Origin of the sequence: Pseudomonas sp. JH-2, from assembly GCF_036231725.1 — a bacterium.
Taxonomy (GTDB): domain Bacteria; phylum Pseudomonadota; class Gammaproteobacteria; order Pseudomonadales; family Pseudomonadaceae; genus Pseudomonas; species Pseudomonas delhiensis.
The window spans coordinates 52,578-78,397 of sequence record NZ_JAZAQP010000032.1 but is presented as its reverse complement, the minus strand read 5'-3'; the positions used below and the strand labels follow the sequence as shown (position 1 = coordinate 78,397).

General features: G+C 68.8%; 30 protein-coding genes, 1 pseudogene and 1 riboswitch. Of the genes and pseudogenes, 14 read left to right on the top strand and 17 right to left on the bottom strand.

All coding sequences use genetic code 11. The features are described 5' to 3' along the window. The 3 genes and pseudogenes from VV867_RS20840 to VV867_RS20830 form a co-directional block, all read right to left on the bottom strand. A pseudogene (locus VV867_RS20840) lies at positions 1 to 566 on the bottom strand (RHS repeat protein); the annotation flags it as partial. Between the two features lie 15 nt (positions 567 to 581). Continuing rightward, entirely contained in the window at positions 582 to 2,072 is a 1,491-nt protein-coding gene (locus VV867_RS20835) for a DUF6531 domain-containing protein (RefSeq protein ID WP_328567440.1), read from the bottom strand. Between the two features lie 384 nt (positions 2,073 to 2,456). Next, the gene (locus VV867_RS20830) at positions 2,457 to 3,311 is read right to left on the bottom strand and encodes a class I SAM-dependent methyltransferase (RefSeq protein WP_328567439.1); all 855 of its coding nucleotides are present in this window, start codon (positions 3,309 to 3,311) and stop codon (positions 2,457 to 2,459) included. Positions 3,312 to 3,374: 63 nt separating this feature from the next. Here VV867_RS20830 and VV867_RS20825 point away from each other — a divergent pair, with 63 nt between their 5' ends. After that, positions 3,375 to 4,094, top strand: a complete 720-nt coding sequence (locus VV867_RS20825) for a DNA-3-methyladenine glycosylase (RefSeq protein ID WP_275627742.1) — start codon at positions 3,375 to 3,377, stop codon at positions 4,092 to 4,094. Beyond that, a complete protein-coding gene (locus tag VV867_RS20820; protein ID WP_109932659.1) occupies positions 4,091 to 5,404 on the top strand; it encodes a bifunctional DedA family/phosphatase PAP2 family protein in 1,314 nt (437 codons plus the stop codon). The genes VV867_RS20825 and VV867_RS20820 overlap by 4 nt, the downstream gene beginning before the upstream one ends. Positions 5,405 to 5,407: 3 nt before the next feature. Here the strand turns inward: VV867_RS20820 and VV867_RS20815 are convergent, their stop codons facing one another. Continuing rightward, on the bottom strand, positions 5,408 to 6,310 hold the full coding sequence (locus VV867_RS20815) for a LysR family transcriptional regulator (protein WP_275627743.1): 903 nt from the start codon (positions 6,308 to 6,310) through the stop codon (positions 5,408 to 5,410). A gap of 103 nt (positions 6,311 to 6,413) precedes the next feature. Between VV867_RS20815 and VV867_RS20810 the strand changes: the two genes are divergently transcribed. Together VV867_RS20810 and VV867_RS20805 are read left to right on the top strand one after the other, a co-directional pair. After that, positions 6,414 to 6,707 carry a putative quinol monooxygenase gene (locus VV867_RS20810; protein ID WP_275627744.1) on the top strand — a complete coding sequence of 98 codons (294 nt, stop codon included), beginning with the start codon at positions 6,414 to 6,416 and terminating at the stop codon, positions 6,705 to 6,707. A gap of 12 nt (positions 6,708 to 6,719) precedes the next feature. Then, positions 6,720 to 7,733, top strand: a complete 1,014-nt coding sequence (locus VV867_RS20805) for a zinc-binding alcohol dehydrogenase family protein (RefSeq protein WP_109937190.1) — start codon at positions 6,720 to 6,722, stop codon at positions 7,731 to 7,733. A gap of 186 nt (positions 7,734 to 7,919) precedes the next feature. On the opposite strand, the gene VV867_RS20800 is transcribed toward VV867_RS20805, so the two are convergent. The 12 genes from VV867_RS20800 to nrdR all read right to left on the bottom strand — a co-directional run bounded on the left by VV867_RS20800 (position 7,920) and on the right by nrdR (position 16,966). After that, positions 7,920 to 8,732 (bottom strand): cobalamin-binding protein, encoded by an 813-nt coding sequence (locus VV867_RS20800; RefSeq protein ID WP_328567438.1) that lies wholly within the window; start codon positions 8,730 to 8,732, stop codon positions 7,920 to 7,922. Continuing rightward, positions 8,732 to 9,148 carry an MFS transporter gene (locus tag VV867_RS20795; RefSeq protein ID WP_328567437.1) on the bottom strand — a complete coding sequence of 139 codons (417 nt, stop codon included), beginning with the start codon at positions 9,146 to 9,148 and terminating at the stop codon, positions 8,732 to 8,734. The genes VV867_RS20800 and VV867_RS20795 overlap by 1 nt, the downstream gene beginning before the upstream one ends. Then, on the bottom strand, positions 9,145 to 9,768 hold the full coding sequence (gene ribA, locus VV867_RS20790) for a GTP cyclohydrolase II (protein WP_089393369.1): 624 nt from the start codon (positions 9,766 to 9,768) through the stop codon (positions 9,145 to 9,147). The genes VV867_RS20795 and ribA overlap by 4 nt, the downstream gene beginning before the upstream one ends. 129 nt (positions 9,769 to 9,897) lie before the next feature. Beyond that, positions 9,898 to 10,545 (bottom strand): retropepsin-like aspartic protease family protein, encoded by a 648-nt coding sequence (locus VV867_RS20785; RefSeq protein WP_328567436.1) that lies wholly within the window; start codon positions 10,543 to 10,545, stop codon positions 9,898 to 9,900. A gap of 84 nt (positions 10,546 to 10,629) precedes the next feature. Continuing rightward, entirely contained in the window at positions 10,630 to 11,145 is a 516-nt protein-coding gene (locus VV867_RS20780) for a phosphatidylglycerophosphatase A family protein (protein ID WP_089393371.1), read from the bottom strand. Between the two features lie 5 nt (positions 11,146 to 11,150). Beyond that, entirely contained in the window at positions 11,151 to 12,110 is a 960-nt protein-coding gene (thiL, locus tag VV867_RS20775; protein WP_328567435.1) for a thiamine-phosphate kinase, read from the bottom strand. Positions 12,111 to 12,124: 14 nt separating this feature from the next. Next, positions 12,125 to 12,604 (bottom strand): transcription antitermination factor NusB, encoded by a 480-nt coding sequence (gene nusB, locus VV867_RS20770; RefSeq protein WP_109936922.1) that lies wholly within the window; start codon positions 12,602 to 12,604, stop codon positions 12,125 to 12,127. Then, on the bottom strand, positions 12,601 to 13,077 hold the full coding sequence (ribH, locus tag VV867_RS20765; RefSeq protein WP_109936923.1) for a 6,7-dimethyl-8-ribityllumazine synthase: 477 nt from the start codon (positions 13,075 to 13,077) through the stop codon (positions 12,601 to 12,603). Before ribH ends, nusB begins: the two co-directional genes overlap by 4 nt. Before the next feature lie 100 nt (positions 13,078 to 13,177). Next, positions 13,178 to 14,272 (bottom strand): bifunctional 3,4-dihydroxy-2-butanone-4-phosphate synthase/GTP cyclohydrolase II, encoded by a 1,095-nt coding sequence (gene ribBA / locus VV867_RS20760; protein WP_109936924.1) that lies wholly within the window; start codon positions 14,270 to 14,272, stop codon positions 13,178 to 13,180. Between the two features lie 14 nt (positions 14,273 to 14,286). Beyond that, the gene (locus VV867_RS20755) at positions 14,287 to 14,949 is read right to left on the bottom strand and encodes a riboflavin synthase (RefSeq protein WP_109936925.1); all 663 of its coding nucleotides are present in this window, start codon (positions 14,947 to 14,949) and stop codon (positions 14,287 to 14,289) included. Between the two features lie 176 nt (positions 14,950 to 15,125). Next, positions 15,126 to 15,290, bottom strand: a riboswitch (FMN riboswitch). A gap of 114 nt (positions 15,291 to 15,404) precedes the next feature. Continuing rightward, a complete protein-coding gene (ribD, locus tag VV867_RS20750) occupies positions 15,405 to 16,505 on the bottom strand; it encodes a bifunctional diaminohydroxyphosphoribosylaminopyrimidine deaminase/5-amino-6-(5-phosphoribosylamino)uracil reductase RibD (RefSeq protein ID WP_328567434.1) in 1,101 nt (366 codons plus the stop codon). Then, the gene (gene nrdR / locus VV867_RS20745) at positions 16,502 to 16,966 is read right to left on the bottom strand and encodes a transcriptional regulator NrdR (protein ID WP_089393377.1); all 465 of its coding nucleotides are present in this window, start codon (positions 16,964 to 16,966) and stop codon (positions 16,502 to 16,504) included. Before nrdR ends, ribD begins: the two co-directional genes overlap by 4 nt. Before the next feature lie 121 nt (positions 16,967 to 17,087). Between nrdR and VV867_RS20740 the strand changes: the two genes are divergently transcribed. The 3 genes from VV867_RS20740 (at position 17,088) to trxA (ending at position 19,283) form a co-directional block, all read left to right on the top strand. Next, a complete protein-coding gene (locus VV867_RS20740) occupies positions 17,088 to 17,534 on the top strand; it encodes a YbaY family lipoprotein (protein ID WP_109933774.1) in 447 nt (148 codons plus the stop codon). Further along, complete coding sequence (locus VV867_RS20735) at positions 17,531 to 18,190, top strand: class I SAM-dependent methyltransferase (protein WP_109933775.1); 660 nt, start codon at positions 17,531 to 17,533, stop codon at positions 18,188 to 18,190. Before VV867_RS20740 ends, VV867_RS20735 begins: the two co-directional genes overlap by 4 nt. A 223-nt stretch (positions 18,191 to 18,413) precedes the next feature. Beyond that, positions 18,414 to 19,283, top strand: a complete 870-nt coding sequence (gene trxA, locus VV867_RS20730; RefSeq protein ID WP_109933776.1) for a thioredoxin — start codon at positions 18,414 to 18,416, stop codon at positions 19,281 to 19,283. A 322-nt stretch (positions 19,284 to 19,605) separates the two neighbouring features. Here the strand turns inward: trxA and VV867_RS20725 are convergent, their stop codons facing one another. Further along, positions 19,606 to 19,962, bottom strand: a complete 357-nt coding sequence (locus VV867_RS20725; RefSeq protein ID WP_328567433.1) for a hypothetical protein — start codon at positions 19,960 to 19,962, stop codon at positions 19,606 to 19,608. 133 nt (positions 19,963 to 20,095) lie between these two features. On the opposite strand from VV867_RS20725, the gene VV867_RS20720 reads away from it, so the two are divergent. The 7 genes from VV867_RS20720 to VV867_RS20690 all read left to right on the top strand — a co-directional run bounded on the left by VV867_RS20720 (position 20,096) and on the right by VV867_RS20690 (position 25,818). Next, on the top strand, positions 20,096 to 20,656 hold the full coding sequence (locus VV867_RS20720) for a DUF2796 domain-containing protein (protein ID WP_109933777.1): 561 nt from the start codon (positions 20,096 to 20,098) through the stop codon (positions 20,654 to 20,656). Positions 20,657 to 20,664: 8 nt separating this feature from the next. Then, entirely contained in the window at positions 20,665 to 21,372 is a 708-nt protein-coding gene (locus VV867_RS20715; RefSeq protein WP_109933778.1) for an ABC transporter ATP-binding protein, read from the top strand. A gap of 2 nt (positions 21,373 to 21,374) precedes the next feature. Next, the gene (locus VV867_RS20710; protein WP_328567432.1) at positions 21,375 to 22,640 is read left to right on the top strand and encodes an ABC transporter permease; all 1,266 of its coding nucleotides are present in this window, start codon (positions 21,375 to 21,377) and stop codon (positions 22,638 to 22,640) included. Positions 22,641 to 22,648: 8 nt separating this feature from the next. Further along, on the top strand, positions 22,649 to 23,176 hold the full coding sequence (locus tag VV867_RS20705) for a DUF3299 domain-containing protein (RefSeq protein WP_109933780.1): 528 nt from the start codon (positions 22,649 to 22,651) through the stop codon (positions 23,174 to 23,176). A gap of 135 nt (positions 23,177 to 23,311) precedes the next feature. After that, positions 23,312 to 24,031 (top strand): OmpW family outer membrane protein, encoded by a 720-nt coding sequence (locus VV867_RS20700; RefSeq protein ID WP_109933781.1) that lies wholly within the window; start codon positions 23,312 to 23,314, stop codon positions 24,029 to 24,031. A 280-nt stretch (positions 24,032 to 24,311) separates the two neighbouring features. Then, positions 24,312 to 24,842, top strand: a complete 531-nt coding sequence (locus VV867_RS20695) for a fimbrial protein (RefSeq protein ID WP_146219589.1) — start codon at positions 24,312 to 24,314, stop codon at positions 24,840 to 24,842. 217 nt (positions 24,843 to 25,059) lie between these two features. After that, positions 25,060 to 25,818 (top strand): fimbrial biogenesis chaperone, encoded by a 759-nt coding sequence (locus VV867_RS20690; RefSeq protein WP_328567431.1) that lies wholly within the window; start codon positions 25,060 to 25,062, stop codon positions 25,816 to 25,818. Positions 25,819 to 25,820: the final 2 nt, after the last annotated feature.

Here is a 25,820-nt window from a genome sequence, read left to right as displayed (position 1 = left end):
TACACCCACTGCTGCTGGCGCACCAGGCTGCCGCTGGCGTCCTTCAGCCGCTGCGCCGTGCGGTTGCCCTGGGCGTCGACGTCGTATTCCAGACGCTCGCCGAGGTTGTTGGCGATGGCCACCAGGCGCCGCGCATCGTCGTAGGTGTAGGCCAGCCAGCTACCGTCGCCGCGGGTCAGGCGGGTGATCTGCCCAACTGCGTCGTAGTCGAAGCTGGTGGTGCTGCCGGCGCTGCTGATGGAGGCCAGGCGCGCGTCGATACCGCTGTAGGTCAGGGTACTGACCACGCCGTTGGCATCGGTGAGGGTGCCAGGGTTGCCACGCTCATCGTGCTCGCCCAGGCGGGTGACGTGGCCCAGGGCGTTGGTCACCGTGGCGAGGTTGCCCTTGGCGTCGTAGCTGTAGCGGGTGACGTCCCGCACGTCGGTGCGCGGACCGTCGGCGCTCTCGACCAGGCCCAGGGCGTTGTAGCTATAGGACCAGCTGCGCTCGGCGGCCTGGACACCCAGGCTCAGGAAACAGGCCAGGGCAAGCGCCCCAAGCCGGAAGGTTTGTGGCTTACGCATGATCGACATCCTTGTTCAGTGAGTGGAGAAGGTCTGGCTGGTCTGCCGACCTTGTTCGTCGTACTGGTAGCGGATGGTTCGTCCGGGCTCCTCCACCTGGCTCGGCAGGTAGAAGCGGGGATGCCACTGCGTGAGGATGGTGCGTTCCTGGGGCGCGCCCAGGGCTTCGCGGCGCGAGGTCTCCAGTCCGCGCTCGTTGTATTCGTAGGTGGTGACGTTGCCGTTGTTGTCCGTACGACGCTTCAAAAGACCGCGCTCGTCGTAGGCGAAGGTGGAGTTGCTGGCAGGGCAGTTCGGCGAAGGCTCGCCCTCAACGGCCACCAGCTTGCGAATCCCCTGGATCACCTGAAAACGGTAGGTGGCCTTCTTGCCGTATTCGTTGGTGACCGTGGTCGAGCCGTCCTGGTTGTATGCCAGAACGATTCTCTCGGCGCCATTGGCGTGCTCGCTGGAAATGGCACGCCCCTGGCTGTCGTATGTCCAAGTTGCGTAGCGGACTCCGTTTTCGTCGACGATGCCAGTCAGGAATCGGGGATACAGCTTGTTCTCATGGAGGTAGCGGCGTTCCCCGGTACTACCCTGGCCGAATCGCTTGACGCCGATCAGGCGCCTGGTCGAGTCATAGGCATAATCCACTGTCGAATCCGCTGCCACGAAGGACAATGGCTGATACTTCTCGTCCTGGGTGAACCTGAAGCTTTTGCCATGATCATCCGTGACCGTTATCTCCGCGGCCGAATAATCCAGCGCCACGCCTCTCCCTGATGCGTCCCGCCAGGACAACAGGCGCCCCTGCCCATCGAACGTGCCCTGCTCCTGGTCAGCCGAGGCGAACAGCCATTTTCCCGCCTCATGCTTCAAGCTGCCCACCTCATCGGCCGGAGGTGTGGCCACGTTACCGGCCAGTGCAAATTCGACTTCTCTTCCGTCCGCATGGACAAGGCGAATGCTGGTCTTTCCCACGACCAGGCGCGTCGAGAAGTTATGCCGCCAGTATCCGTCGAAGCTGTTGTACGCTCTGGCGAACTCCATGAGCGGCGAAGACTTGTCGAGATAGTCGACCTCCCGCTGATACTTGTTCCCGACGGCCAGGTTGATCGGATTCCCGATGCAGGCTTCCGGAGGTGGCGCCCCCTTGTTCTTCGCCTGGGTCACCTCGGGATCGTAGGTCACGGTCATAGTGTCCGATGCGGAACAACTACCCGCGCTACCGCTGACGAATAGAAAATTCTGCCCCGGCCTCAGCCTGACCGGCACACCGCGACTCTCGAGAAAGGAAACCGCAGCGGTAAATGAGCCGGAATAGCTGAAGAAGGGGACGCCATTGAGCGTGGCAGTCACCGTTCCCTGATCGCCTTCCTGGGCATTCGCCCCGCCTTGGCCATAGACGGTAATACCCGGACTGCGAACCGTTGCGCCATCCCCTGGAGAGGTGAAACTCAACGAACAGGCCTGGGCCGTGAACGGCGCCATGACCGCGACCGCAAGCAGAGTGAACCCGTGCATACGCCTACCTCCATGTGCTGAATTGACCGACCACACAGTGGTAAATCCATCGGCCCAAGGAGCGATGTCAGACGCATGTAAAGAAGTATTTCAAGACGAAAGATCAGGCCACGCTGAACAGACAATGCTCATTAGAAGGAAAACAGAAGAAAATGATTGAATTGATCTTTCACCAAGAAAGGTAACCAAGGAGAGAGAAATAATTAATTACATACGCCAGCAGCAAAGAATTTCCGCATGCACAAAAGAAAAATAAAGAACAGAACGCAACCCTATACATGAGTCGCAAGTATCAAAGGGAACAACAGATTTAATCTGTAGGAAACTCCCTCAAATCATATCCATACCTAGAGTAGCGACAGCCCTCTCCTGTTTCGTCCAAATTCAAATGCGAGCTTCTATCACCCGCACCAGGCTCGGCATGCGCCCGCGCGGCAGGCACAGCTCGGCGCCGTGCACCTGTGGGTCGAGCACCTCCACGCCGCTGAAGCCGCAGCCGCGGAAGGCCGCGGCTATTTCCGCCTCGCTGCGGTAGTGCAGCGGGTAGCCGCCGCGGGTCAGCCGGCCGATCAGGCCGACGCCCCAGCGGATCTGCCGGTAGCGCGGGTGCTCGCGCAGGTCGGGGTAGAGTTCGGTGAGGTAGGTGGCCGCCGGGAAATCGGCCAGGGCCGCCGCCAGGCGCGTCCAGAAGCTCTCGATCAGCGGGCGCTGGAAGTAGTTCACCAGGCCTTCGGTGATCACCACCAGCGGGCGCTGGCGGTCGAGCTGGGCGAAGAGCGCGGCCAGGGTGTGCGGGCCGTCCTCGGCGAGGATGTCCACGGGGTGCACCCGGTGCCGTTCATCCAGCCAGCCCTGCTGATGCAGCAGCGCCGACTTGCGCGCGGCCATGGGCGGCAGGTCCGCCTCCAGGTAGTCCAGCTGTGGGTAACGCTGGCGGAAGCGCCTTCCCCGCGGCGACAGGCCGCAGGCGATCTCCACCACCTGGGTGACGCCGCGCTGCTCGATGGCCTGGCGCAGGCGCGCGTCTATCAGCAGGTGGCGCTGCAGCAGGAAGTCCTCGATGTTCAGCCCGAAGCCCAGGCGCGCGCCCCAGTTGATCGGCGCCACGCAACCGTGCACCCAGCGCCCGAAGGTAGTGGCGAAGGCCGGCTCGGCGAGCTTGTGACGGAACCAGACATAACCGGTGTAGTGCGCACTGGGGGTGATGTGCGCGCTGTCGCTGCGGACGCGTTCAGTCATGATTCAGTCTCTTGTTGTTATCATCCGCCAGCCTAAGAGCGCCCTGGTACCCACGACAATCCCATGCCTGCCGATCCCATCCTTGGTTTGCCCTGGCCCGATGCACGGCCGCTGCCCCACGCCTTCTTCGACCGCGACGCCCTGCTGGTGGCACGCCAGCTGCTGGGCAAGGTGATCCGCCACCGCGTCGGCGACCTCTGGCTGTCCGCCCGGATCATCGAGACCGAAGCCTATTACCTGGCCGAGAAAGGCAGCCACGCGTCCCTCGGTTACACCGAGAAACGAAAGGCCCTGTTCCTCGACGGCGGGCACATCTACATGTACTACGCCCGCGGCGGCGACTCGCTGAACTTCAGCGCCGGCGGCGCCGGCAACGCGGTGCTGATCAAGTCCGGCCACCCGTGGCTGGACCGCGTCAGCGGCGACGCGGCCCTGGCCCGCATGCGCCAGCTCAACCCCGCCGCCGATGGCAGCGAGCGCCCGCTGGGCAAGCTCTGCGCCGGCCAGACCCTGCTGTGCAAGGCCATGGGCCTCAAGGTGCCGGACTGGGACGCCCGCCAGTTCGACCTGCAGCGGCTGTTCGTCGACGACCTCGGCGACACCCCGGCCCAGGTCATCCAGACCACCCGCCTGGGCATCCCCCACGGCCGCGACGAGCACCTGATGTACCGCTTCGTCGACGCCGCCTTCGCGCCCTTCTGCACGCGAAACCCGCTGCGCCGCGGCCAGGTCGAAGGACGCGACTACTACCTGCTGGACAGCTCGGAAGCCCACCGCACATGAGCCTGGAACTCTTCAACCAATGGATCGCCAGCCACCCGCAATGGCTGGGCCTGATCGTCTTCCTCGTGGCCTTCCTCGAATGCGCGGCGGTGGTCGGCCTGGTGCTGCCCGGCGTGGTGATGCTCTTCGCCATCGCCGTGCTGGCCGGCGGCGGCGCCCTGGGCCTGGGGCAGACGCTGCTGCTGGCCTTCGCCGGCGGGCTGCTGGGCGACCTCTGCTCGTACGGCCTCGGCCGCCGCTTCCACCAGGACATCCGCCGCCTGCCGCTGCTGCGCCACCACCCGGAATGGCTAGCCGGCGCCGAGGGCTTCGTCGCCCGCTACGGCGTCGCCAGCCTGCTGGTGGGCCGCTTCATCGGCGCCCTGCGGCCCTTCCTGCCGCTGGTGGCGGGCATGCTCGACATGCCTTTCGGGCGCTTCCTGGCGGTGTCCATCCTGGCCGCCGCCGGCTGGTCGGTGGCCTACCTGCTGCCCGGCTGGACCACTGGCGCGGCCCTGCGCCTGCCGCTGCCCGAAGGCTTCTGGCCGGAAATGGCGGTGATCGCCGGCGGCCTGGCGGTGCTCGGCGGGGCGCTGATCCACGCCTGCCTCAGGCGGCGCCATGGCACCGCGCTGATCGCCGCGGGCCTTAGCGCCGCCCTGCTGCTGGGCATCCTGGTCGGCTGGCCGCACCTGGACGCCCTCGACCACGGCCTGATGACGCTGATCCAGCAGGAGCGCAGCCCACTGCTGAACCACGTCATGGTGGCGGTGACGCGCCTGGGCGACTTCCGCACCCAGGTGATCGTCGGCGTGGTCGTCAGCGGCCTGCTGCTGGGCCTGGGCAAGTGGCGGCATGCCCTGTTCGCCGGCGGCAGCCTGCTGGCCACGGCGCTGCTCAACACCACCCTCAAGCACTTCTTCGGCCGCGCCCGCCCGGAGGTGATCGCCGACCCGCTGAGCGCCTTCAGCATGCCCAGCGGGCACAGCTCGGCCTCCTTCGCCTGCTTCCTGGTACTGGGCGTGCTGGCCAGCCGCGAGGGCTCGCCGCGGGTGCGCCTGACCTGGCTGCTGCTGGCCATGCTGCCGGCCGCCTGGATCGCCGGCTCGCGCCTGTACCTGGGCGCGCACTGGCCCAGCGACGTGATCGCCGGCGCCCTGCTGGCCGCCGCCGTGTGCGCCGCCGCGCTCTGGGCCAGCCAGCTGCGCCAGCCGCTGCCGGCCCTGCCCAGGCGCGTCTGGTGGTGCCTGGTGCCGGCCCTGCTGCTGGTGTTCTCGGTGTCGGTCGGCTGGGACCTGAGCCACGCGGTGGCGCGCTACCGTCCGCTCTGAGCCTCAACGCCAGGGCGCGCCGCGCATGTGCTCGGCGCAGCGCTGCTGGATGAACTCGCGCAGCAGGGTCACCGGCGGGCTCAGCTGCGCGCGGTGGGTGCAGAACAGGTTCAGCGGCGCCGCCTCGCCCGGGTAGTCGCCCAGGGCCACCTCCAGGCGCCCGGCGCGCACGTCGGCGGCCACGTCCAGCCAGGACTTGTAGACCAGCCCGCAGCCGGCCACGGCCCAGCGCCGCACCACGTCGGCATCGTCGCAGACACGGTCGCCGCCCACCTCCACCGTCTCCTCGCCGAAGCTCCAGCGCTCGTGCACCCGGCCGCCGAGCATGTACAGCAGGCAGTTGTGCCGCGCCAGGTCCTGCGGCTGGCGCGGCCGGCCGCGGCGCCCGAAGTAGGCCGGCGCGCCGCACAGCACGCGGCGGTTGTCCGCCGCCAGCGGCAGCGCCACCAGGCTGGAGTCCGGCGGCAGGCCGAGGCGGATGGCCACGTCCACCGGCTGGCGGTAGAGGTCGGCCTGGCGGTCGCTGATCAGCAGGCGCAGGCTCAGCCGCGGGTGCAGCGCCTGGAACTCGTCGAGCCAGGGCAGCAGCACGTTGCGCCCCAGGTCCGAGGGCGCCGAGACCTGCAGCGGCCCGGCGATCTCGCTGCGCCCGCCGGCCAGCAGTTGGCGGCCCTCCTCCAGGCTCTGCAACGAGGCCCGCGCATGGGCCAGGAACAGCTCGCCCTCGGCGGTCAGCCGCAGGCTGCGGGTGGAACGGGCGAACAGGCGCGCCTGCAGGGCCGCCTCCAGGCGCTTGAGGGCGGCGCTGGCCACCGCCGGCGAGGCTTCCAGCTCGCGGGCCGCGGCGGACAGGCTGCCCCGCTCGGCGGTACGGACGAACAGGCGGAGGTCGTCGAAGCGCAGCATTTTCAAAATTCCTTTGAAAGAGACTTTCTTCCTACGCGGTTTTTCTTCGCAACGAAAGAGCGGAGGATGCGCCCATCCCCCACTGCCGCAAGGAAACCTCCCGATGAGCAGCCCCCTCACCCTGATCGCCATCATCCGCGCCAAGCCCGGCCGCGGCGACGCCCTGCAGGCCCGCCTGGCCGACCTGCGCATCCCCTCGCGGGCCGAACCCGGCTGCATCCAGTACGACCTGCACCGCGACCGCAAGGACGCCGACCTGATCTACATGATCGAGCAGTGGCGCGACGAGGCCGCCCTCGCCGAGCACGAGGCCAGCGAGCACTTCCAGGCCTTCGTCGCGGCGTCCCGGGCCGACCTGGCCGAACTCGACATCCGCCTGATGAACCGCATCGACTGAGGAGCCGCCCGCATGAAAGCCATCGGTTACACCCACAGCCGCCCGATCGCCGCCGACGACGCCCTGCTCGACATCCAGCTGCCGGAGCCCACGCCCGGCCCGCGCGACCTGCTGGTGGAAGTCCGCGCCATTTCCGTCAACCCGGTGGACACCAAGGTGCGCCAGCGCGCGGAGCCGCAGGCCGGCGAGTACAAGGTGCTGGGCTGGGACGCCGCCGGCGTGGTCCGCGCGGTGGGCAGCGAGGTCAGCCTGTTCCGCCCCGGCGACGAGGTGTTCTACGCCGGCGACCTGACCCGCCCGGGCAGTAACGCCGAGCTGCAGCTGGTGGACGAGCGCATCGTCGGCGCCAAGCCGGCCAGTCTCGACTTCGCCCAGGCTGCGGCCCTGCCGCTGACCAGCATCACCGCCTGGGAACTGCTGTTCGAGCGCCTGCAGATCGCCGAGGGCCCGGGCAGCGCCGGGCAGAGCCTGCTGATCGTCGGCGCCGCCGGCGGCGTGGGCTCCATCCTCACCCAGCTGGCCCGGCGGCTGACCGGGGCCACCGTGATCGGCACGGCCTCGCGGGCGGACACCCAGCAATGGGTACGCGACCTCGGCGCGCACCACGTGATCGACCACAGCAAGCCGCTGAGCGAGGAACTGCAGCGCATCGGCATCGGCCAGGTCACCCACGTGGCCAGCCTGACGCACACGGACGCGCACTTGGAACAGATAGTCGCCAGCCTGCGCCCGCAGGGCCGCCTGGGCCTGATCGACGACCCGGCGAGCCTGAACGTGGGCCTGCTCAAGCAGAAGAGCCTGTCGCTGCACTGGGAATTCATGTACACCCGCTCGATGTTCCAGACCGACGACATGATCGAGCAGCACCGCCTGCTGCAGCGAGTGTCCAGCCTGGTCGACCAGGGCGTGCTGCGCACCACCCTGGGCGAGCACTTCGGCCGCATCGACGCCGCCAACCTGCGCCGCGCCCACGCGCTGCTGGAAAGCGGCAAGGCCAAGGGCAAGATCGTGCTGGAGGGGTTCTGAACGGCGGGATCGCGCCTGGCCGACGGAAACGGCGGATAACGCCTGGGGCGTTATGCGCCCTACGGGCGAACGACGAGGTTGGGGCTGGCGTAGGGCGGATAACCGTTCGCGGTTATCCGCCGCCTGACCTTGGCCTCAGGCGCGCTCCGCATTCAACCTGAACACCCGCCTGCGGCGTTATGCGCCCTACGGGCGGTCAGCCGTCTTCGCGTTGGCGAGCAGGCGGCAGAGCTTTTCGGTGGCGGCCAGCATGGCGTAGCTCGGCCGCTCCAGGTTGCGGTCCGGCAGCACCCACAGCTGGCCCAGGCGGGCCGCGCTGAGCTGCTTCATGGCCTGCCATTCCCCGGCCTGCTCGGCGGTGGGCGCCAGTATCACTTCCGGATCGCGTGCCAGCACGGCCTCCAGGCCCACCTGGGGCGCCGGCAGCCGCAGGTCGTCGAACAGGTTGCGGGCGCCGCAGACCTGCAGGGCGTCGCTCACCACCTGCTGCCCGCCGAGGGTATAGAGCGGGCGGTTCCAGACCTGGTAGAACAGCCGCAGCGGGCGCTCGCGGGCGTATTCCCGGCGCAGCTCGGCGATCCGCCCGCGGAAGTCCGCGGCCAGCGCAGCCCCCTTCTCCCCGGCGCCCAGCAGCGCGCCCAGTTCCTCCAGTTGTTTCGGGATGTCGTCCAGCCGGTGCGGCTCGGCGACGTAGAGCGTCAACCCGAGATTCCTCAACCGCGCCATCTGCGCCTCGGGAATGCTCCCGGGCCAGACCAGCACCAGGTCCGGCCGCAGGCTGAGCAGGCGTTCCAGGTTCAGTTGCCCGTAGCGCCCCAGCGACGGCAGCGCCGCCAGTTGCGCCGGGCGCGCGTCGCCGTCGAGCACGCCCACCAGGCGCGCGCCGGCGCCCAGTTCCAGGACGCTGTCGGTCATCGAGGGGGCGAGGCTCACCACCCGCTGCGCCGCCAGCGAGGGCAGGCCGAGCGCTAGCAGCAGGGCGGCGAGCAGGATGCGCATCAGAGCAACTGGCGCGGCAGGCGGTACAGCCAGAGGATCAGCAGGCTGGTCAGCCCGAGGAGGATCAGCGCCACGCCGGAGAGGTCGGTGAAGCAGGCCAGCGCGCCGATCCAGGCCGGCAGGCCGGCGCCGAGGGCGCCGTTGCGCCGGGTGCGCGCCAGCTTCGCCCAGGCGGCGGGCTCCCCGGCCGTGTCACGGGCCTTGCCGGCGTCGATCAGGGCGAGCTTGTAGCGGCGGAACAGCGGCAGGGTGAAGTACATCGAGACCAGCGCGGCGACGTACAGCGGGGTGGCCAGCACGGCCAGGGCATCCACCTCGAAGCCCCACAGCAGCAGCGCCAGCAGCGGCCCGAGGGCCAGCGCCAGGTGCAGCCACCAGAGCCTGCCCAGGCGGCCGAACTCGGCGGCGCGGTTCACTGCGCCTCGATCTCCGCCTCGCCCTGGTGCAGCTCGCCGAGCATGTGCCCGAGCTTGCCGGCCTTGGTCGCCAGGTAGCGCTTGTTGTGCGGGTTCAGGCCCTTCTGCAGGGGCACCCGCTCGGCCACGGTGAGGCCATAGCCTTCCAGCGCCTTCACCTTGCGCGGGTTGTTGGTCATCAGCTTCAGCGAGCAGACGCCCAGGTGCTGCAGCATCGGCAGGCACATGGCGTAGTCGCGCTGGTCGGCGCCGAAGCCCAGCTTGAGGTTGGCCTCGACGGTGTCCGCGCCTTCATCCTGCAGGGCATAGGCGCGGATCTTGTTCAGCAGGCCGATGCCGCGGCCTTCCTGGCGCAGGTAGAGCAGCACGCCGCGGCCCTCGCGGGCGATGGCCGAGAGCGCGCCTTCGAGCTGGAAGCCGCAGTCGCAGCGCAGGCTGAACAGGGCGTCGCCGGTCAGGCATTCGGAATGCAGGCGACCGAGCACCGGCTGGCCGTCGTCGAGGGTGCCCATGGTCAGGGCGACATGTTCCTTGCCGGTTTCCTCGTCGAGGAAGCCATGCATGGTGAATTCGCCGAAGGGGGTGGGCAGCTTGGAGGCGGCGACGAACACGACGGACACCGGAAACTCCTGAAAGTCAGACAGTAGTAAGGAGCCGGCATTGTAACAGCAGTGCCGGGGCGACCGTCATTGCGAAATCCGCAACTTGGCTATCGAAGCCATCGATAGGTCGATGGCGCGATGACCGGCTCAATGCTTGGACTGGATGTACATCATCCCCTGCTCCTCCCGCCAACCCACGCGGTTGAGGAAGCTCATGCCCAGCAGGATCTCGGTGGGGAACTCGCCTTCCAGCACGCTGGCGTCGACGCCCAGCACCTCGATGCCGCCGAGCTTCACGCTGTTCAGGCTGATGCGCCAGCCCTTGACGGTGCCGCTGGCGGTGGAGGCAACCATGGGCTTGCCGACCACCCGGTAGTCGATGCCCAGGCGGCGCGCCTGGCCTTCGTTCATCGCCACCGTGGTGGCGCCGGTGTCGACCAGGAACTGGGCGTTCTGGCCGTTGATCGAGCCGGACACCCAGTAGTGCCCGCCGGTGCCGCGGGCGATGCTCATTTCCTGCACCGGCGCCGGGGCCGAGTAGCCGCTGGCGTTGTATTCGCGGCTCAACTCGTAGGTCTTCTCGACGCCGCCCACGCGCAGCACCGCCTTGCGGCTGTCGGCGCTGACCACCTGCACGCCCTGGGGCCCGGTCTCGCCGACGCGGAGGAACTTGCGCTGGCCGTCGATGTTGACCACCGCGGCGTTGGGGAACAGCCCCACCACCCATACCTGCGGGGCGGCGAGGGCCGCGCTGGCGGCAAAGGCGAGGCTCAGGGCGGACAGCAGGCGCAGCATGATGGGGCTCCTTGTCGGCTGGCGCGAAGGTGGCGCCACGTTACACCGGCGCCGCTGCGCCGTCAGTGATTCAGTCGGCTGTTGTCAGACCAGCCAGGTGGCCCAGGCCCAGACCAGCCCCTGCATGGCCAGCCAGGCAAAAACCCCGGCGAGGACGTCGTCGAGCATGATGCCCACGCCGCCGTGCACGTGGCGGTCGACCCAGCGGATCGGCCAGGGCTTGAGGATGTCGAAGAAGCGGAACACCAGGAAGCCCACCAGCAGCCACCACCAGCCCTCGGGCACCAGCCAGAGGGTGATCCACATGCCGACCATCTCGTCCCAGACGATGCCTTCGTGGTCGTGCACGCGCAGGTCGTCGGCAACCTTGCCGCACAGCCAGAAGCCGAACAGCATGGTCAGCCCCAGCATCAGCCAGTAGCCCCAGTCCGGCAGCAGCTGCCACAGCGGGACGAACGGGATGGCCACCAGCGAGCCCCAGGTGCCGGGGGCCTTGGGCAGGGTCCCGGAGCCGAAGCCGAAGGCCAGGAAATGCCAGGGGTTGCGCCAGACCGACGGCGGTACGGGCTGGGCGGGGGCTTGGTCGGGATGTTCGGGCACTGCGGTCACTCCGTGAAATGCAGGTAGCCGCCCTGGCGCGGCGTGATGTCGTGGCCGCCGGCGTCCAGCACGCGCACCCCGCTGCCGGCCTCGACGCGGCCGATGGCCGCCAGTTGCGGCCAGTGCGCCTGCAGGGCCGGCAGCTCGGCGGGCGGCAGGGTGAAGGCGATGACGTAGTCGTCGCCGGCGCCGAGCTTGGCCTGCAGCGCGCGCTCGGCCCCCAGCAGGCTTTCCAGCGGCGCGCTGGCCGGCAGGCGTTCGGCCTCGATGACCAGGGCCACGCCGGAGGCGCGGGCGATGTGGCCGCAGTCGGCGAGCAGGCCGTCGGACACGTCCAGCGCCGCCGTGGCGCGGCCGCGCAGGGCCTGGCCGAGGGCCAGCTGCGGCTGCGGCGCCCAGTAGCGCGCCAGCAGCGGCTCGGCCACTTCGGGCTCGGCGGCCAGGCGGCCGAGCACCAGTTCCAGGGCGCCGCCGGCCTCGCCGACCGCGCCGCCGACGCAGAGCAGGTCGCCCGGACGGGCGCCGCTGCGGGTCAGCGCCTGGCCCGCGGGGACCTGGCCGAACACGGTGAGGGTCATGCTCAGCGGGCCGCGGGTGGTGTCGCCGCCGACCAGCGCCAGGCCGCAGGCCTTGGCCATGCGGTTGAGGCCCTGGGCGAAGGCTTCCAGCCAGGCCGGGTCGGCCTCGGGCAGGGTCAGGGCGAGGGTGAAGGCCAGGGGCGTGGCGCCCATGGCCGCCAGGTCGCTGGCGGAAACCGCCAGGGCGCGCTGGCCGAGCAGGAAGGGCTGGCACAGCGCGGGGAAGTGCACGCCGGCCACCAGGGTGTCGGTGGACACCGCCAGTTGCTGGCCGGCGGCCGGCGCCAGCAGGGCGCAGTCGTCGCCGATGCCCAGGGCCACGCCATCGGCCGCGGCCGCACAGGCGGCCGCGGCGAAGTAGCGGCGGATCAGTTCGAACTCACCCATGCCTTGCGGCGGGCTCAGCGCTTGGCGCCGCGCAGCTCGGCGGCGCGCAGGCGCGGCGCCAGCTTGTCCAGCACACCGTTGACGAACTTGTGGCCGTCGGTGGCGCCGAAGGTCTTGGCCAGCTCGATGCCTTCGTTGATCACCACCTTGTAGGGCACGTCCAGGCGGTTGCGCAGCTCGTAGGTGGCCAGGCGCAGGATGGCCAGCTCGACCGGGTCGATCTCTTCCAGCGGGCGGTCCAGGCAGGGGGTGAATGCCTCGTCCAGCTCGGTCTTCAGGCGCGGCACGCCGTGGAGGATCTCGTGGAAGTAGGCGCCGTCGACGTCGCTGAAGTCGTTGTCGGTGCGGAAGGTCGCCTCGATCTCGTTCAGCGGCTGGCCGGCCATCTGCCAGGAGTACAGGGCCTGCACCGCGAGGCTGCGGGCCTTGCGGCGCATGGCGATCTTGTTGGGCTTGGCCGGCTTGGACGGGGCGCCGTTGTCGGTGCTGCTCACTTGGCCTCCAGCTGCGACAGCAGGCTCACCATTTCCAGGGCGGACAGCGCGGCCTCGGCGCCCTTGTTGCCGGCCTTGGTGCCGGAGCGCTCGATGGCCTGCTCGATGGAGTCCACGGTCAGCACGCCGAAGGCCACCGGTACGTTGAACTGCAGGGAAACCTGCGCCAGGCCCTTGGTGCACTCGCCGGCAACGTATTCGAAGTGCGGGGTGCCGCCACGGATCACCGCGCCGAGGGCGATGATGGCGTCGAACTCGCCGCGCTGGGCGACCTTCTGGGTCACCAGGGGGATCTCGAAGGCGCCCGGGGCGCGGATGATGGTGATGTCGCCTTCGGCGACGCCGTGGCGCACCAGCGCGTCGATGGCGCCTTGCACCAGGCTTTCCACCACGAAGCTGTTGAAGCGGCCAACCACCAGGGCGAAGCGGCCTTTGGGGGCGATGAAGGTACCTTCGATGGTCTTCAGGGTCATGAGCAGGTCTCGTTTCGTTAAAGAGCCGAAGCGTCGGCGACGCTCCGCGAAATCAGGGTAGAAGAACACTGCCGCCGTGCCAGGGCACGGCGGCGCGGGTTCATTCGGCGGGCAGGTATTCTACAACTTCCAGGTCGAAACCGGATATCGCGTTGAAGCGCATCGGCGCCGACATCAGGCGCATCTTGCGCACGCCCAGGTCGCGGAGGATCTGCGAGCCAGCGCCAACGGTGCTGTAGGTGGTGGTGGGCTTGGGCGCCGGCGCGGCGGCGGCGATCTCGCGCACGTGGGCCAGCAGGTCCTCGCCGCCGACCTGGTGGCCCAGCAGCAGCACCACGCCGCTGCCGGCCTCGGCCACCTTGGCCATGGCCGCGCGCAGGCTCCAGCGCCCGGCCTGGTTGACCATCAGCAGGTCGCGCAGCGGGTCCATGTTGTGCACCCGCACCAGGGTCGGCTCCTCCGCGCAGATGCTGCCGAGGGTCAGCGCCAGGTGCACTTCGCCTTCCACCGAGTCGCGGTAGGTGATCAGGTGGAACTGGCCCAGCTCGGTGTCCAGCGGCTGCTCGGCGAGGCGCTCGACGGTGCGTTCGTGGATCAGCCGGTAGTGGATCAGGTCGGCGATGGTGCCGATCTTGATCCCGTGCTGCTCGGCGAAGGCTTCCAGTTCCGGGCGACGGGCCATGGTGCCGTCGTCGTTCATGATCTCGCAGATCACCCCGGAGGCCTCGAAGCCGCCCATGCGCGCCAGGTCGCAGGCCGCCTCGGTGTGGCCGGCGCGGGCCAGCACGCCGCCGGGCTGCGACATCAGCGGGAAGATGTGGCCGGGGCTGACGATGTCGGCGGCCACGGCGTCCTTGGCCGCGGCGGCCTGCACGGTGCGCGCCCGGTCGGCGGCGGAGATGCCGGTGGTGACGCCTTCGGCGGCCTCGATGGAGACGGTGAACTTGGTGCCGAAGCCCGAACCGTTGCGCTGCACCATCAGCGGCAGGCCGAGGCGCTCGCAGCGCTCGCGGGTCATGGGCATGCAGACCAGGCCGCGGGCGTACTTGACCATGAAGTTGATGTCTTCGGTGCGCACGCACTCGGCGGCCATGATCAGGTCGCCTTCGTTCTCGCGGTCCTCGTCATCCATGAGGATGACCATCTTGCCTTGGCGGATGTCTTCTACCAGTTCTTCGATGCTGTTGAGTGCCATCTGGGCAGCTCCTGTCAATGCTTCATGAAGCCGTTTTCGGCCAGGAATGCTTCGGTGATGCCGGCGGCGGCGGGCTCGGCGGCCTTGTCGCCGAGCAGCAGGCGCTCCAGGTAGCGCGCCAGCAGGTCGACCTCGAGGTTGACCTGCGCCCCCGGGCGGTAGTCGGCCATGATGGTCTCGACCAGGGTGTGCGGGACTATGGTCAGCTCGAACTCGGCGCCGTTCACCGCGTTCACCGTGAGGCTGGTGCCGTCGACGGTGATCGACCCCTTGAGGGCGATGTACTTGGCCAGCTCGCGCGGCGCGCGCACGGTGAACTGGATGGCGCGGGCGTTATCCTCACGCTTGACGATCTCGCCGACGCCGTCGACGTGGCCGCTGACCAGGTGGCCGCCCAGGCGGGTGGTGGGGGTCAGGGCCTTCTCCAGGTTGACGCGGCTGCCGACCTTGAGCTGGGCGAAGGCGGTGCGCGCCAGGGTCTCGCGGCTGACGTCGGCCCAGAAGCCGTCGCCGGGCAGCTCCACGGCGGTCAGGCAGATGCCGTTGACGGCGATGCTGTCGCCGAGCTTGACGTCGGAAAGGTCGAGCTTGCCGGTCTGGACGTAGAGGCGCACGTCACCGCCCTTGGGGGTGATCGAGCGGATGCTGCCGATGGCTTCGATTATGCCGGTGAACATGGGGCCTCCCGGACGGCGCAATGCGGTTGCGCGCAGGCGTGCCGGCCGGCGTGAGCCAGCGCAGTGGAAACGAAGGGGTGGTGCATGGTGCTGAAACTCCTGTTTTGGGAAAAACAGGGCATACCGATCGAAGGGACACGACGCGCAGGCGTGCAGACGCACCTTGCGCAGGTTCATCCCGTTCTCTCTTCATCCGGACTGTTACCGTCGGCCCCGGAATCGCACCGGGTCTGCTGACCTTGTCACTGCGGCGGTGGCCGGTCGTGGCAAGCGCTCGCGGGCTAGACGCATTGCGCGCCATCACCGCCGGTGGGGACTTGCACCCCGCCCTGAGAACGTCAATCGCGGCCGATACAGCAGCGGCCGCGTGTGGCGTTTTACCACAGGCCGGCGTAAGTCGGAAGGTTCAGTTTGCCACCCCACCGCATTCGCAGGGGGTGGCGCAGGCAATTCCGTCAGGCCGGCCGTGCCGTGACCAGCCAGTCGTCGCCCACGGCGCGGATGTCGTCGATCTTCAGCGCGCGGGCCTCGGCCATCTTCTCCAGCGGCAGCTCCAGCAGCGGGCGGGCACTGGAACCCAGCAGCTTGGGTGCGATGAAGATCAGGTATTCATCCACCAGCCCAAGGCGGGCGAAAGCCCCGGCCAGGCGCGGGCCGGCTTCCACCAGCACCTCGTTGGCGCCGCGCGCGCCCAGCTCGGCGAGCAGCTTCGCCAGGTCGACGTGGCCGTCGGCACCGGGCAGCACCAGCAGTTCGCGGCCCTCGCCGGCGAAACCGTCGCGTTCGGCGCAACTGGCCACCAGCGCCGGGCCGGCCTGGTAGAAGGCGGCGCCAAGCGGCACCCGCAGGCGGCCGTCCACCAGCACGCGCAGCGGCTGGCGCGCGGCGGCCAGGGCGGTCTGCTCGGCGTCCAGGCCCAGTTCGTCGGGGCGCACGGTCAGGCGGGCAGCGTCCAGCAGCACGGTATCCGCGCCGGAAAGCACCACGCTGGAGCGCGCGCGCAGGCGCTGCACGGCGCGGCGCGCGGCGGCGCCGGTGATCCACTGGCTTTCGCCGCTGGCCATGGCGGTGCGGCCATCCAGGCTCATCGCCAGCTTGACGCGGACGAAGGGCAGGCCGGTCTCCATGCGCTTGATGAAGCCGGCGTTGACCTCGCGAGCCTCGGCCTCCAGCACGCCGCAGGCCACCTCGATGCCGGCCTCGGCCAGGCGCCGCAGCCCCTGCCCGGCGACCTGCGGGTTGGGGTCCTGCATGGCCGCCACCACGCGGGCGACGCCAGCTTTCACCAGGGCATCGGCGCAGGGCGGGGTGCGGCCGAAGTGGCTGCAGGGTTCCAGGGTGACGTAGGCGGTGGCGCCGCGGGCGGCGTCGCCAGCCTGGCGCAGCGCGTGGACCTCGGCGTGGGGTTCGCCGGCGCGTACGTGCCAGCCCTCGCCGATCACCTGGCCGTCCTTGACGATCACGCAGCCGACGCGGGGGTTGGGGTGGGTGGAGTACAGCCCCTTGCGCGCCAGCTCCAGGGCGCGGGCCATGTGGGCCTGGTCGACGGTGCTCATTCCTTGGACGGCTCCCGGGCCAGGCGCTCGATCTCCTCGCGGAACTCGTTGAGGTCCTGGAAGCGCCGGTACACCGAGGCGAAGCGGATGTAGGCCACCTCGTCGAGCTTCTGCAGCTCGCCCATCACCAGCTCGCCCAGCACCCGCGACTTCACCTCGCGCTCGCCGGTGGCGCGCAGCTTGTGCTTGATGTGGGCGATGGCCTCCTCCAGGCGCTCGACGCTGACCGGGCGCTTCTCCAGCGCGCGCTGCATGCCGGCGCGCAGCTTGTCCTCGTCGAACGGCTGGCGGCTGCCGTCCTGCTTGATCAGCCGCGGCATGACCAGCTCGGCGGTCTCGAAGGTGGTGAAGCGCTCGCCGCAGGCCAGGCACTCGCGGCGGCGGCGGACCTGGTCGCCCTCGGCGACCAGGCGCGAATCGATGACTTTGGTGTCGTGGGCACCGCAGAAGGGACAATGCATGGCAGGGAATGGCCCGACGAAATGGATGTCAATGGTAGCCCATCCGCCCCTCCCCGAGACAAGCCGCACGCTTTAGGCTATACAGGCGCCGCCCTGGAACCTGTCGCGAGGGATTTCGCCCATGCCGCTCCGCCTTCTCTGCCTGTTCGCCCTGGCCCTGCTGGCCGCCTGTTCGAGCAAGCAACCCGCTCCGCAGCCGCCCTCCGCCAGCGCCCCGGCCAAGGCCGCCGTGGCGCCCCTGCCTGCCAACCAGCGCGAGCTGTCCGGGGTGCTCACCAGCAGCCGCGGCGCCCTGCCCGACGGCGCCGAGGTGGAACTGGCGCTGCTGCTGATGGACGAGCGCGACCGCCCGCAGCGCGCCCTGGCCAGCCTGGAGCTGGTGGGCAACGGCGGCGCCCTGCCCTTCAGCCTGCGCTACGACCCCGGCGATTTCCCCAGCGGCGGCCGCGTCGAACTGCACGTGCGGGTGGCACAGAACGGCCAGCTGGCCTGGCGCCTGCGCCCGCTGACCATCGCCCCCGGGCAATCCCAGGCCCTGGGCGAGCTGCGCCTGGAGCCGGCGCCGTGAAGGCCCCGCACGACCTGCAGCAGGCCCTGGGCGAGCTGCTCGGCGACGCCCGCCTGGGCGCCGAGCGCCTGCCCGGCACCGACATCGCCCTGTGGCTGATCGATGCGCAGAACATGGACCGCCAGTTCAGCCCCGACGAGACCCGCCGCATCCTCGAGGAGCCGCCCTACTGGTGCTTCTGCTGGGCCAGCGGCCTGGCCCTGGCGCGCTGGCTGGCCGAGCGCCCTCAGTGGGTGGCCGGCAAGCGCGTGCTGGACTTCGGCGCCGGCTCCGGCATCGCCGCCATCGCCGCGGCCAAGGCCGGCGCCGCCGAAGTGGTGGCCTGCGACCTGGACCCGCTGGCCCTGGCCGCCAGCCGCGCCAACGCAGAGCTGAACGGGGTGCGGCTGAGCTACTCGGAAGACTTCTTCCAGGAACAGGACCGCTACGACCTGATCCTGGTGGCCGACGTGCTCTACGACCGCGCCAACCTGCCGCTGCTCGACGCCTTCCTCGGCAAGGGCCGCGAGGCGCTGGTGGCCGACTCGCGGGTGCGCGACTTCCAGCACCCGCTGTACCGGCGCCTGGACATCCTCGACGCCTGCACCTGGCCGGACCTGGCCGAGCCCCACGAATTCCGCAAGGTCAGCCTCTATCACGCCAATCGCCCCCTGTAGGAGCGACTGCCTCGCTGGTCGCACCGGGGTGCTCTTCGTAGGAGCGAGCTTGCTCGCGAATGAGCCCCGCAGCGGAATCTGTTCGCGAGCAAGCTCGCTCCTACGAGAAGCCGTGCTCACCTGGGGCATAGGGCCTGGCGCGGCATTGCCTTGTTTCCGTCGGCCGCGCCCCCACTTATAGTGACCAGCATCCTTTCGCCCCTTTCGCCCGACGAGAGCCCCCATGAGCGACACGCCCTACATCTTCGACGTCACCAGCGCCGACTTCGACCAGCTGGTGATCCAGAACTCCTTCCACAAGCCGGTGCTGGTCGACTTCTGGGCCGACTGGTGCGCGCCCTGCAAGGCGCTGATGCCGATGCTGGCGCAGGTCACCGAGTCCTACCAGGGCGAGTTGCTGCTGGCCAAGGTCAACTGCGACGTCGAGCAGGACATCGTCATGCGCTTCGGCATCCGCAGCCTGCCCACCGTGGTGCTGTTCCGCGACGGCCAGCCGGTCGACGGCTTCGCCGGCGCGCAACCCGAATCGGCGGTGCGGCAGATGCTGGAGCAGCACGTGCAGCCGCCGGCGGCCCCCGCCGGCAACCCGCTGGACGCCGCCGAGGCCGCCTTCGCCGAAGGCCGCTTCGCCGAGGCCGAGGCCCAGCTCAAGGCCCTGCTGGGCGAAGACAACAGCAACGCGGCGGCGCTGATCCTCTACGCCCGCTGCCTGGCCGAGCGCGGCGAACTGGGCGAAGCCGAGACGGTGCTGGACGCGGTGAAGAGCGACGAGCACAAGGCCGCCCTGGCCGCCGCCCGCGCCCAGCTGACCTTCCTCCGCCAGGCCACCGACCTGCCCGACGCCGCCACCCTGAAGAGCCGCCTGGCGGCCGACGCCGGCGACGACGAGGCGGCCTACCAGCTGGCCGTGCAGCAACTGGCCCGGCAGCAGTACGAGGCGGCGATGGATGGCCTGCTGCGCCTGTTCCAGCGCAACCGCGGCTATGGCGAGGACCTGCCGCGCAAGACTCTGGTGCAGGTGTTCGAGTTGCTGGGTAATGAGCATCCGCTGGTGATTGCCTATCGGCGGAAGTTGGCCAATCTGCTGTATTGAGCAGCCGATTTCTGTAGGAGCGAGCTTGCTCGCGAACAGAGTTTCCCGGTCATGCTGGTGCCAGGCATGAGAGCGCCCTCTCCCTAACCCTCTCCCTGAAGGGAGAGGGGACCGTTCGGAGCGGTCTGGTTTTCCCGAGTCAGCCGGCGAGCGCAGTAGTTTTCGGCTGAAACCATTCCTTCTCTCGGCACGATCTAGCCCCCTCTCCCTTCAGGGAGAGGGCTGGGGAGAGGGGAAGGCGCCACACCCAGCACCAGAGCAGCCGGTTGGCACCGTTCGCGAGCAAGCTCGCTCCTACGAAAAGCAAAAATCCAAAAGCCCCCTATTCCCCAACCCAGGTGAACACCTGGGTCCCCTCTCGCACCTCGATCTTCACGTTCGGGCTGTGTCGCAAGCGCACCAGCAGCCCCTTGGCCGCGCCGGCGCTGCCGGCCAGGGCGGCCAGTTCGTCCAGCAGTTGCGGGCCTTCGCGGCTGCCAGCCTGGCGCAGCAGGTCGCGGGCCGACTGCCAGAGGCGGTCGGCGCCGCTGGGCATGGCCGCCGGCGGGGTTTCCACGGGCGCGGGCGCGGCCGTTTGCGGCGCATGGCGCAGCGCCACGCCCAGGCGCTGCCATTCCGCCTCGTCCAGTTCCAGGGTCAGGTCCACCGGCCAGTCGCCGATGCTTCCACGGATTCGCATGGTGGTTTCCTCCTGCATGGGCGGCATGCTCCCACGCCGGCGCGGCCGCGCCAATCTCCCCGGGGGCCTCTAGCCAGCGGCAATATTTCGTTATAACGTAACGCACCCTCGATTTCCCCACCGGAGAACGTCCATGCGCCCGCTGTTGCTCGCCCTCGCCCTGATCCCCTTCGCCGCCGCCCAGGCCCACGACGAACACGAGCACGGCAGCCTCGGCAAGCACGAGCACGGCGTGGCCCAGCTCAACGTCGCGCTGGACGGCGGCACCCTGGAGCTGGAAGTGGACAGCCCGGCGATGAACTTCGTCGGCTTCGAGCACCCGGCCAGCAGCGCCGCCGACCAGGCCACCGTGGCCGCCGCCCGCGCCCAGCTGGGCAAGCCGCTGGAACTGGTCCAGGCACCGGCCGCGGCCAAGTGCGGCGTCACCGAGGTGGAGCTGGAAAGCCCACTGTTCGGCAATGCCAAGGCCGAGGACCACGACGACGATGGCGACGAGCACGAAGGCCACCAGCACAGCGACATCAACGCCCACTACAAGCTGACCTGCGCCGCACCCGAGGCCCTGACCAGCCTCGACTTCGCCCCGCTGTTCAAGCGCTTCCCCGGCACCCAGAAGCTGGTGGTGCAGCTGATCGGCCCGAACGGCCAGCAGGGCGCCGAACTGACCCCGGCCAGCAGCCTGCTGAAGTTCTGACGCGCCCCATGGACACCCTGCTCGAACTCCGCGACCTCGGCTTCGCCTGGCCTGGCCAGGCGGAGCTGCTGGACATTCCGCAGTTCACCCTCGGCCGCGGCGAGACGCTGTTCCTCAAGGGCCCCTCCGGCAGCGGCAAGACCACCCTGCTCGGCCTGCTGGGCGGCGTGCAGAGGCCGCAGCGCGGCAGCATCCGCCTGCTCGGCGAGGACCTGGCGCAGCTTTCCGCCGCGCGCCGCGACCACTTCCGCGTCGACCACACCGGCTACATCTTCCAGCAGTTCAACCTGCTGCCGTTCCTCTCGGTGCGGGAGAACGTCGAGCTGCCCTGCCACTTCTCGCGCAGCCGCGCGGCACGCGCCCGCGAGCGCCACGGCAGCGTCGACGAGGCCGCCCGCGCCCTGCTCGCGCACCTGGGCCTGGGCGACGCGGCGCTGCTGCAGCGGCGCGCCGACAACCTCTCCATCGGCCAGCAGCAGCGCGTCGCCGCGGCCCGCGCGCTGATCGGCCAGCCGGAGCTGGTGATCGCCGACGAGCCGACCTCGGCGCTGGACGCCGACGCCCGCGAAGCCTTCCTCCAGCTGCTGTTCGCCGAATGCCGCGCGGCCGGCGCCAGCCTGCTGTTCGTCAGCCACGACCAGGGCCTGGCGCCGCTGTTCGACCGCAGCCTGTCGCTGGCCGACCTCAACCGCGCCGCCACCGCCCCCGGGATCTGAGCATGTACCTGTTGCGCCTGGCCCTGGCCAGCCTTTCCAACCGCCGTTTCACCGCGTTGCTCACGGTCTTCGCCATCGCCCTCTCGGCCTGCCTGCTGCTGGCCGTGGAACGGGTGCGCAGCGAGGCCCGCGCCAGCTTCGCCAGCACCATCTCCGGCACCGACCTGATCGTCGGCGCGCGTTCGGGCTCGATCAACCTGCTGCTGTACTCGGTGTTCCGCATCGGCAACGCCACCAACAACATCCGCTGGGAGAGCTTCCAGACGGTCAAGGCCAGCCCGCTGGTGAAGTGGGCCATCCCCATCTCCCTGGGCGATTCGCACCGCGGCTACCGGGTGATGGGCACCGACACCGGCTACTTCGAGCATTACCGCTACGGCCGCGACCAGCAGCTGCAGCTGGCCGAGGGCCGGCCCTTCGACCAGGACCTGTTCGACGTGGTGCTCGGCGCCGAGGTGGCCGAAGCGCTGCATTACAAGCTCGGCGACCACATAGTGCTCAGCCACGGCGTCAGCACCATCAGCCTGGTGCAGCACGACGACAAGCCGTTCACCGTGGTCGGCATCCTCAGGCGCACCGGCACGCCGGTGGACCGTACCCTGCACATCTCCCTGGCCGGCATGGAGGCGCTGCACGTCGACTGGAAGAACGGCGTGCCGGCCCGCGGCGCCGGCCGCATCAGCGCCGACCAGGCGCGCCACATGGACCTGCAGCCGACCGCCATCACCGCCTTCCTGCTCGGCCTGAAGAGCAAGGTGGCGACCTTCACCCTGCAGCGGCAGATCAACGAATACGACGGCGAACCGCTGCTGGCGATCCTCCCCGGGGTGGCCCTGCAGGAACTCTGGGGGCTGATGGGCACGGCGGAGAAGGCGCTGTTCGTGGTCTCGCTGTTCGTGGTGCTGACCGGGCTGATCGGCATGCTCACCGCCATCCTCACCAGCCTCAACGAGCGCCGCCGCGAGATGGCCATCCTGCGCTCGGTGGGCGCGCGGCCCTGGCACGTGTTCAGCCTGCTGCTGGCCGAGGCCTTCGCCCTGGCCCTGGCCGGCGTCGCCCTGGGCCTGGGCCTGCTGTACGCCGGCATCGCCGCGGCCCAGGGCTACGTGCAGGCCAACTACGGCATCTTCCTGCCGCTGGCGGCGCCGAGCGCCTATGAGTGGTCGCTGCTGGGCGGCATACTGCTGGCCGCCGTGCTGATCGGCTGCGTGCCGGCCTGGCGCGCCTACCGCCAGTCGCTGGCCGACGGCCTGTCGATCCGAATCTGAGTAGCCCCATGAAAACCACCGCCTCCGCCTTCCTCGCCCTGCTCCTGCTCGCCGCCGGCGCGGCCTGGGCCGGCACGCCGCAGACCCTGACCTGGCCGCAGCTGATCCCCGAGGGCGCGCCGCCGCCCCCGCCGCCGGTGCCGCTGCACGACATTTCCCAGCTGAGCGACGCGCTCAACGCCGAAAGCGGCCCGGCGGCCAGGCAGCAATCACCGGCGGCCCCGGTGGTCCAGGCGCTGGATGGCAAGGAGGTGAAGCTGCCCGGCTACATAGTGCCGCTGGACGTGGGCCAGGACGGCGAGGTCAACGAGTTCCTCCTGGTGCCCTACTACGGCGCCTGCATCCACGTGCCGCCGCCGCCCTCCAACCAGATCGTCTACGTGCACCAGGCCCGCGGCGTGAAGATGGACGAGCTGTACCAGCCCTACTGGGTGACCGGGCGCCTGCAGGTGAAGCACATCGACAGCGACCTGGCCCAGGCCGGCTACCAGCTCAAGGCCGACGAAGTGACACCGTACGAATACGAAGGCGAGTAGCCTGCGACCATCCGCCGCAGGCATTACCCCTACGGCTCAGGGGGGCTTTATTGAGCTGAATCAAGAAGGACCGCTTAGCGCCGTCTACCATGATGTTCACCAACGCTTATTCCAAAATCATGGAGCATCACCATCATGCGCAAGTCCTGGCTCACCGCCTCCCTGCTCGCCGCCGCCGTCGCCACGCCGTTCGCCGTACAGGCTGCGGAAATCCAGGGCCACAAGGCCGGTGACTTCATCGTCCGCGGCGGCTTCGCCACCGTTGCCCCGAACGACAGCAGCAGCGACATCAAGCTCGACGGCGGCAAGGTCGGTGGCACCAAGGCCACTGTCGACAGCGACACCCAGCTGGGCCTGACCTTCAGCTACCTGCTCACCGACAAGATCGGCGTCGAGTTGGTCGCTGCCACCCCGTTCAACCACCAGGTCGACGTCAAGGGGCTGAACCGCGCCACCGGCCTCACCGGCCTGGACGGCAAGCTGGCCGACATCAAGCAGCTGCCGCCGACCGTGCTGCTGCAGTACTACCCCATGGGCGGCACCAACTCCGCCTTCCAGCCCTACGGCGGCCTGGGCGTGAACTACACCACCTTCTTCGACGAAGACCTCGCCAGCAACCGCAAGGACCAGGGCTTCAGCAACCTGAAGCTGCAGGACTCCTGGGGCCTGGCCGCGGAACTGGGCATGGACTACATGCTCAATGAACACGCCCTGGTCAACGTCGCCGTGTGGTACATGGACATCGACACCAAGGCCAGCGTCGACGGTCCCAGCGGCCTGGGCGTGCAGAAGACCAAGGTCAACGTCGACGTCGACCCCTGGGTCTACATGATCGGCTTCGGCTACAGGTTCTAAGTCGGAAGATCGCAAGAAAAAGCCCTCGGCAATTGCCGGGGGCTTTTTCATTTCCGCCTTTCACCAGGAACTGATCGAAATATCAAGACCGGCATTATGGGAACTTCCTTACCCGGAAACTTCCCGATCTATTTTCTTTAAATAAATACCCCACTTTATCCGATGCCTACCCAACTCATAAGAATTGGCCTACAGCGCATCAGAAGATTCCTAATATTCGAAAACTCAGGAAGCAAGGAGAATTCACCTACCGAAAAACCTGCAACACAAGGAAAACGCCATGAAAAAACTCACTCTTCCCGCAACCGTCTTGCTGGCCCTGGTGGCCGGCGGCGCCCAGGCGGCAACCGGCGGCCAGATCAGCTTCACCGGCCACGTCCTGGAAGACACCTGCGACGTCAGCGTGAACGGCGGCGGCGCCGATGCCTCCATCAACCTGCCGTCGATCTCCACCGGCGAATTCGACACCGTCGGCTCCACCGCCGGCGAGCAGCGCTTCACCATCACCCTCAACGGCTGCTCCGTCGGCCAGACCTACAAGGTCGATTTCGGCTCGGCCAACATCAACCCGGGCACCGGCAACCTCACCTTCAACGGCGAAGCCCTGAGCATGTCCGGCATCGAGCTGCAGATCGCCAACGAGGAGCTGGAAGCCATCGACCTGCGTACCAATGACAACAACGCCAGCAAGCTCCTCGAAGAGGCCGGCCCGCTGGAGTTCGCCTACTACGCCCGTTATGTCCAGACCTCGGAGTTGGTATCGGCCGGTACCGCCGACACCGCCCTGCTGTACTCCATCCGTTACGACTGACGGCCGCCCGGGGTGCATCCCCCTCCCCATCGGGGGATGCACCCGGCCTATCCATCACGCGCATGAACATATCCACAGAAGTCCATACGCGGATTGAATAAATAACCGCACTTACAAGTTCTACCGGCAACTTTGCCAGATGGAACTTGCCAGTACCCCGGCCCCGCCTAGACTCCACCGAAAGTCCTTCTTTATATGGAGAAGGAGGTTGACCAAGATGCGCTCCGCTACCCACTTAGTTCTGCTGATCGGTATTTGCCTGCTGGCCCTGCAGGCCAACGCCAGCATCGTCATCACCGGCACCCGCGTGGTCTATCCGGCCACCGAGCGGGACATCACCGTCAATATCCGCAACACCGGCAAGACACCCTCGCTGATCAAGGCCTGGGTGGACAACGGCAAGGGCACGCCCGGCGCCGGCAGCCCGGGGCGCTCGCCCTTCATCGTCACGCCGCCGGTATCGCGGGTGGACCCGGACAAGGGCCTGCTGCTGCGCATCGCCAATATCGACCGGACGCTGCCCCAGGACCGCGAGTCGGTGTTCTGGCTGAACGTCCTGGAAGTGCCCTCCAGCAGCCCGGACAAGGCCGGCGCGGCCGCCAGCGGCAACAGCGCGGGCAAGCTGCAGGTGGCCTTCCGTTCGCAGCTCAAGCTGTTCTACCGCCCCGCGGCACTCAAGGGCGCGGCCGCCGACGCGGCGCAGCAGCTGAAGTGGCGCATCGCCGCCGAAGGCGGCAAGCGCGTCCTGCGCGCGGTCAACGACCTGCCCTACTCGGTGTCCCTGGCCCGCCTGCACCTGCGCTCGGGGGCCAGGCAATACGCCAACGACGACCTGGAGATGGTCCCGGCCAAGGGCAGCTACGGCATTCCCCTGCCCGCGGACGCGGCGGCCTGGGCCAGGGCCGGCGCCAAGCTCCGCTACACCTGGATCAACGATTTCGGCGGCCTGATCGAGACCGAAGCCACCGTCGAGTAACC

Coding starts and splice junctions, on each gene's coding strand:
- VV867_RS20725 (WP_328567433.1), bottom strand. CDS start 19,962: ATGCGAATCCGTGGAAGCATCGGCGACTGGCCGGTGGACCTGACCCTG.
- VV867_RS20810 (WP_275627744.1), top strand. CDS start 6,414: ATGAGCAGCCCCCTCACCCTGATCGCCATCATCCGCGCCAAGCCCGGC.
- trxA (WP_109933776.1), top strand. CDS start 18,414: ATGAGCGACACGCCCTACATCTTCGACGTCACCAGCGCCGACTTCGAC.
- VV867_RS20720 (WP_109933777.1), top strand. CDS start 20,096: ATGCGCCCGCTGTTGCTCGCCCTCGCCCTGATCCCCTTCGCCGCCGCC.
- ribBA (WP_109936924.1), bottom strand. CDS start 14,272: ATGGCACTCAACAGCATCGAAGAACTGGTAGAAGACATCCGCCAAGGC.
- VV867_RS20830 (WP_328567439.1), bottom strand. CDS start 3,311: ATGACTGAACGCGTCCGCAGCGACAGCGCGCACATCACCCCCAGTGCG.
- VV867_RS20690 (WP_328567431.1), top strand. CDS start 25,060: ATGCGCTCCGCTACCCACTTAGTTCTGCTGATCGGTATTTGCCTGCTG.
- thiL (WP_328567435.1), bottom strand. CDS start 12,110: ATGGGTGAGTTCGAACTGATCCGCCGCTACTTCGCCGCGGCCGCCTGT.
- ribH (WP_109936923.1), bottom strand. CDS start 13,077: ATGACCCTGAAGACCATCGAAGGTACCTTCATCGCCCCCAAAGGCCGC.
- VV867_RS20705 (WP_109933780.1), top strand. CDS start 22,649: ATGAAAACCACCGCCTCCGCCTTCCTCGCCCTGCTCCTGCTCGCCGCC.
- VV867_RS20755 (WP_109936925.1), bottom strand. CDS start 14,949: ATGTTCACCGGCATAATCGAAGCCATCGGCAGCATCCGCTCGATCACC.
- nrdR (WP_089393377.1), bottom strand. CDS start 16,966: ATGCATTGTCCCTTCTGCGGTGCCCACGACACCAAAGTCATCGATTCG.
- VV867_RS20700 (WP_109933781.1), top strand. CDS start 23,312: ATGCGCAAGTCCTGGCTCACCGCCTCCCTGCTCGCCGCCGCCGTCGCC.
- VV867_RS20695 (WP_146219589.1), top strand. CDS start 24,312: ATGAAAAAACTCACTCTTCCCGCAACCGTCTTGCTGGCCCTGGTGGCC.
- VV867_RS20815 (WP_275627743.1), bottom strand. CDS start 6,310: ATGCTGCGCTTCGACGACCTCCGCCTGTTCGTCCGTACCGCCGAGCGG.
- VV867_RS20710 (WP_328567432.1), top strand. CDS start 21,375: ATGTACCTGTTGCGCCTGGCCCTGGCCAGCCTTTCCAACCGCCGTTTC.
- VV867_RS20835 (WP_328567440.1), bottom strand. CDS start 2,072: ATGCACGGGTTCACTCTGCTTGCGGTCGCGGTCATGGCGCCGTTCACG.
- VV867_RS20740 (WP_109933774.1), top strand. CDS start 17,088: ATGCCGCTCCGCCTTCTCTGCCTGTTCGCCCTGGCCCTGCTGGCCGCC.
- VV867_RS20785 (WP_328567436.1), bottom strand. CDS start 10,545: ATGCTGCGCCTGCTGTCCGCCCTGAGCCTCGCCTTTGCCGCCAGCGCG.
- VV867_RS20800 (WP_328567438.1), bottom strand. CDS start 8,732: ATGCGCATCCTGCTCGCCGCCCTGCTGCTAGCGCTCGGCCTGCCCTCG.
- VV867_RS20825 (WP_275627742.1), top strand. CDS start 3,375: ATGCCTGCCGATCCCATCCTTGGTTTGCCCTGGCCCGATGCACGGCCG.
- VV867_RS20805 (WP_109937190.1), top strand. CDS start 6,720: ATGAAAGCCATCGGTTACACCCACAGCCGCCCGATCGCCGCCGACGAC.
- VV867_RS20820 (WP_109932659.1), top strand. CDS start 4,091: ATGAGCCTGGAACTCTTCAACCAATGGATCGCCAGCCACCCGCAATGG.
- ribD (WP_328567434.1), bottom strand. CDS start 16,505: ATGAGCACCGTCGACCAGGCCCACATGGCCCGCGCCCTGGAGCTGGCG.
- VV867_RS20715 (WP_109933778.1), top strand. CDS start 20,665: ATGGACACCCTGCTCGAACTCCGCGACCTCGGCTTCGCCTGGCCTGGC.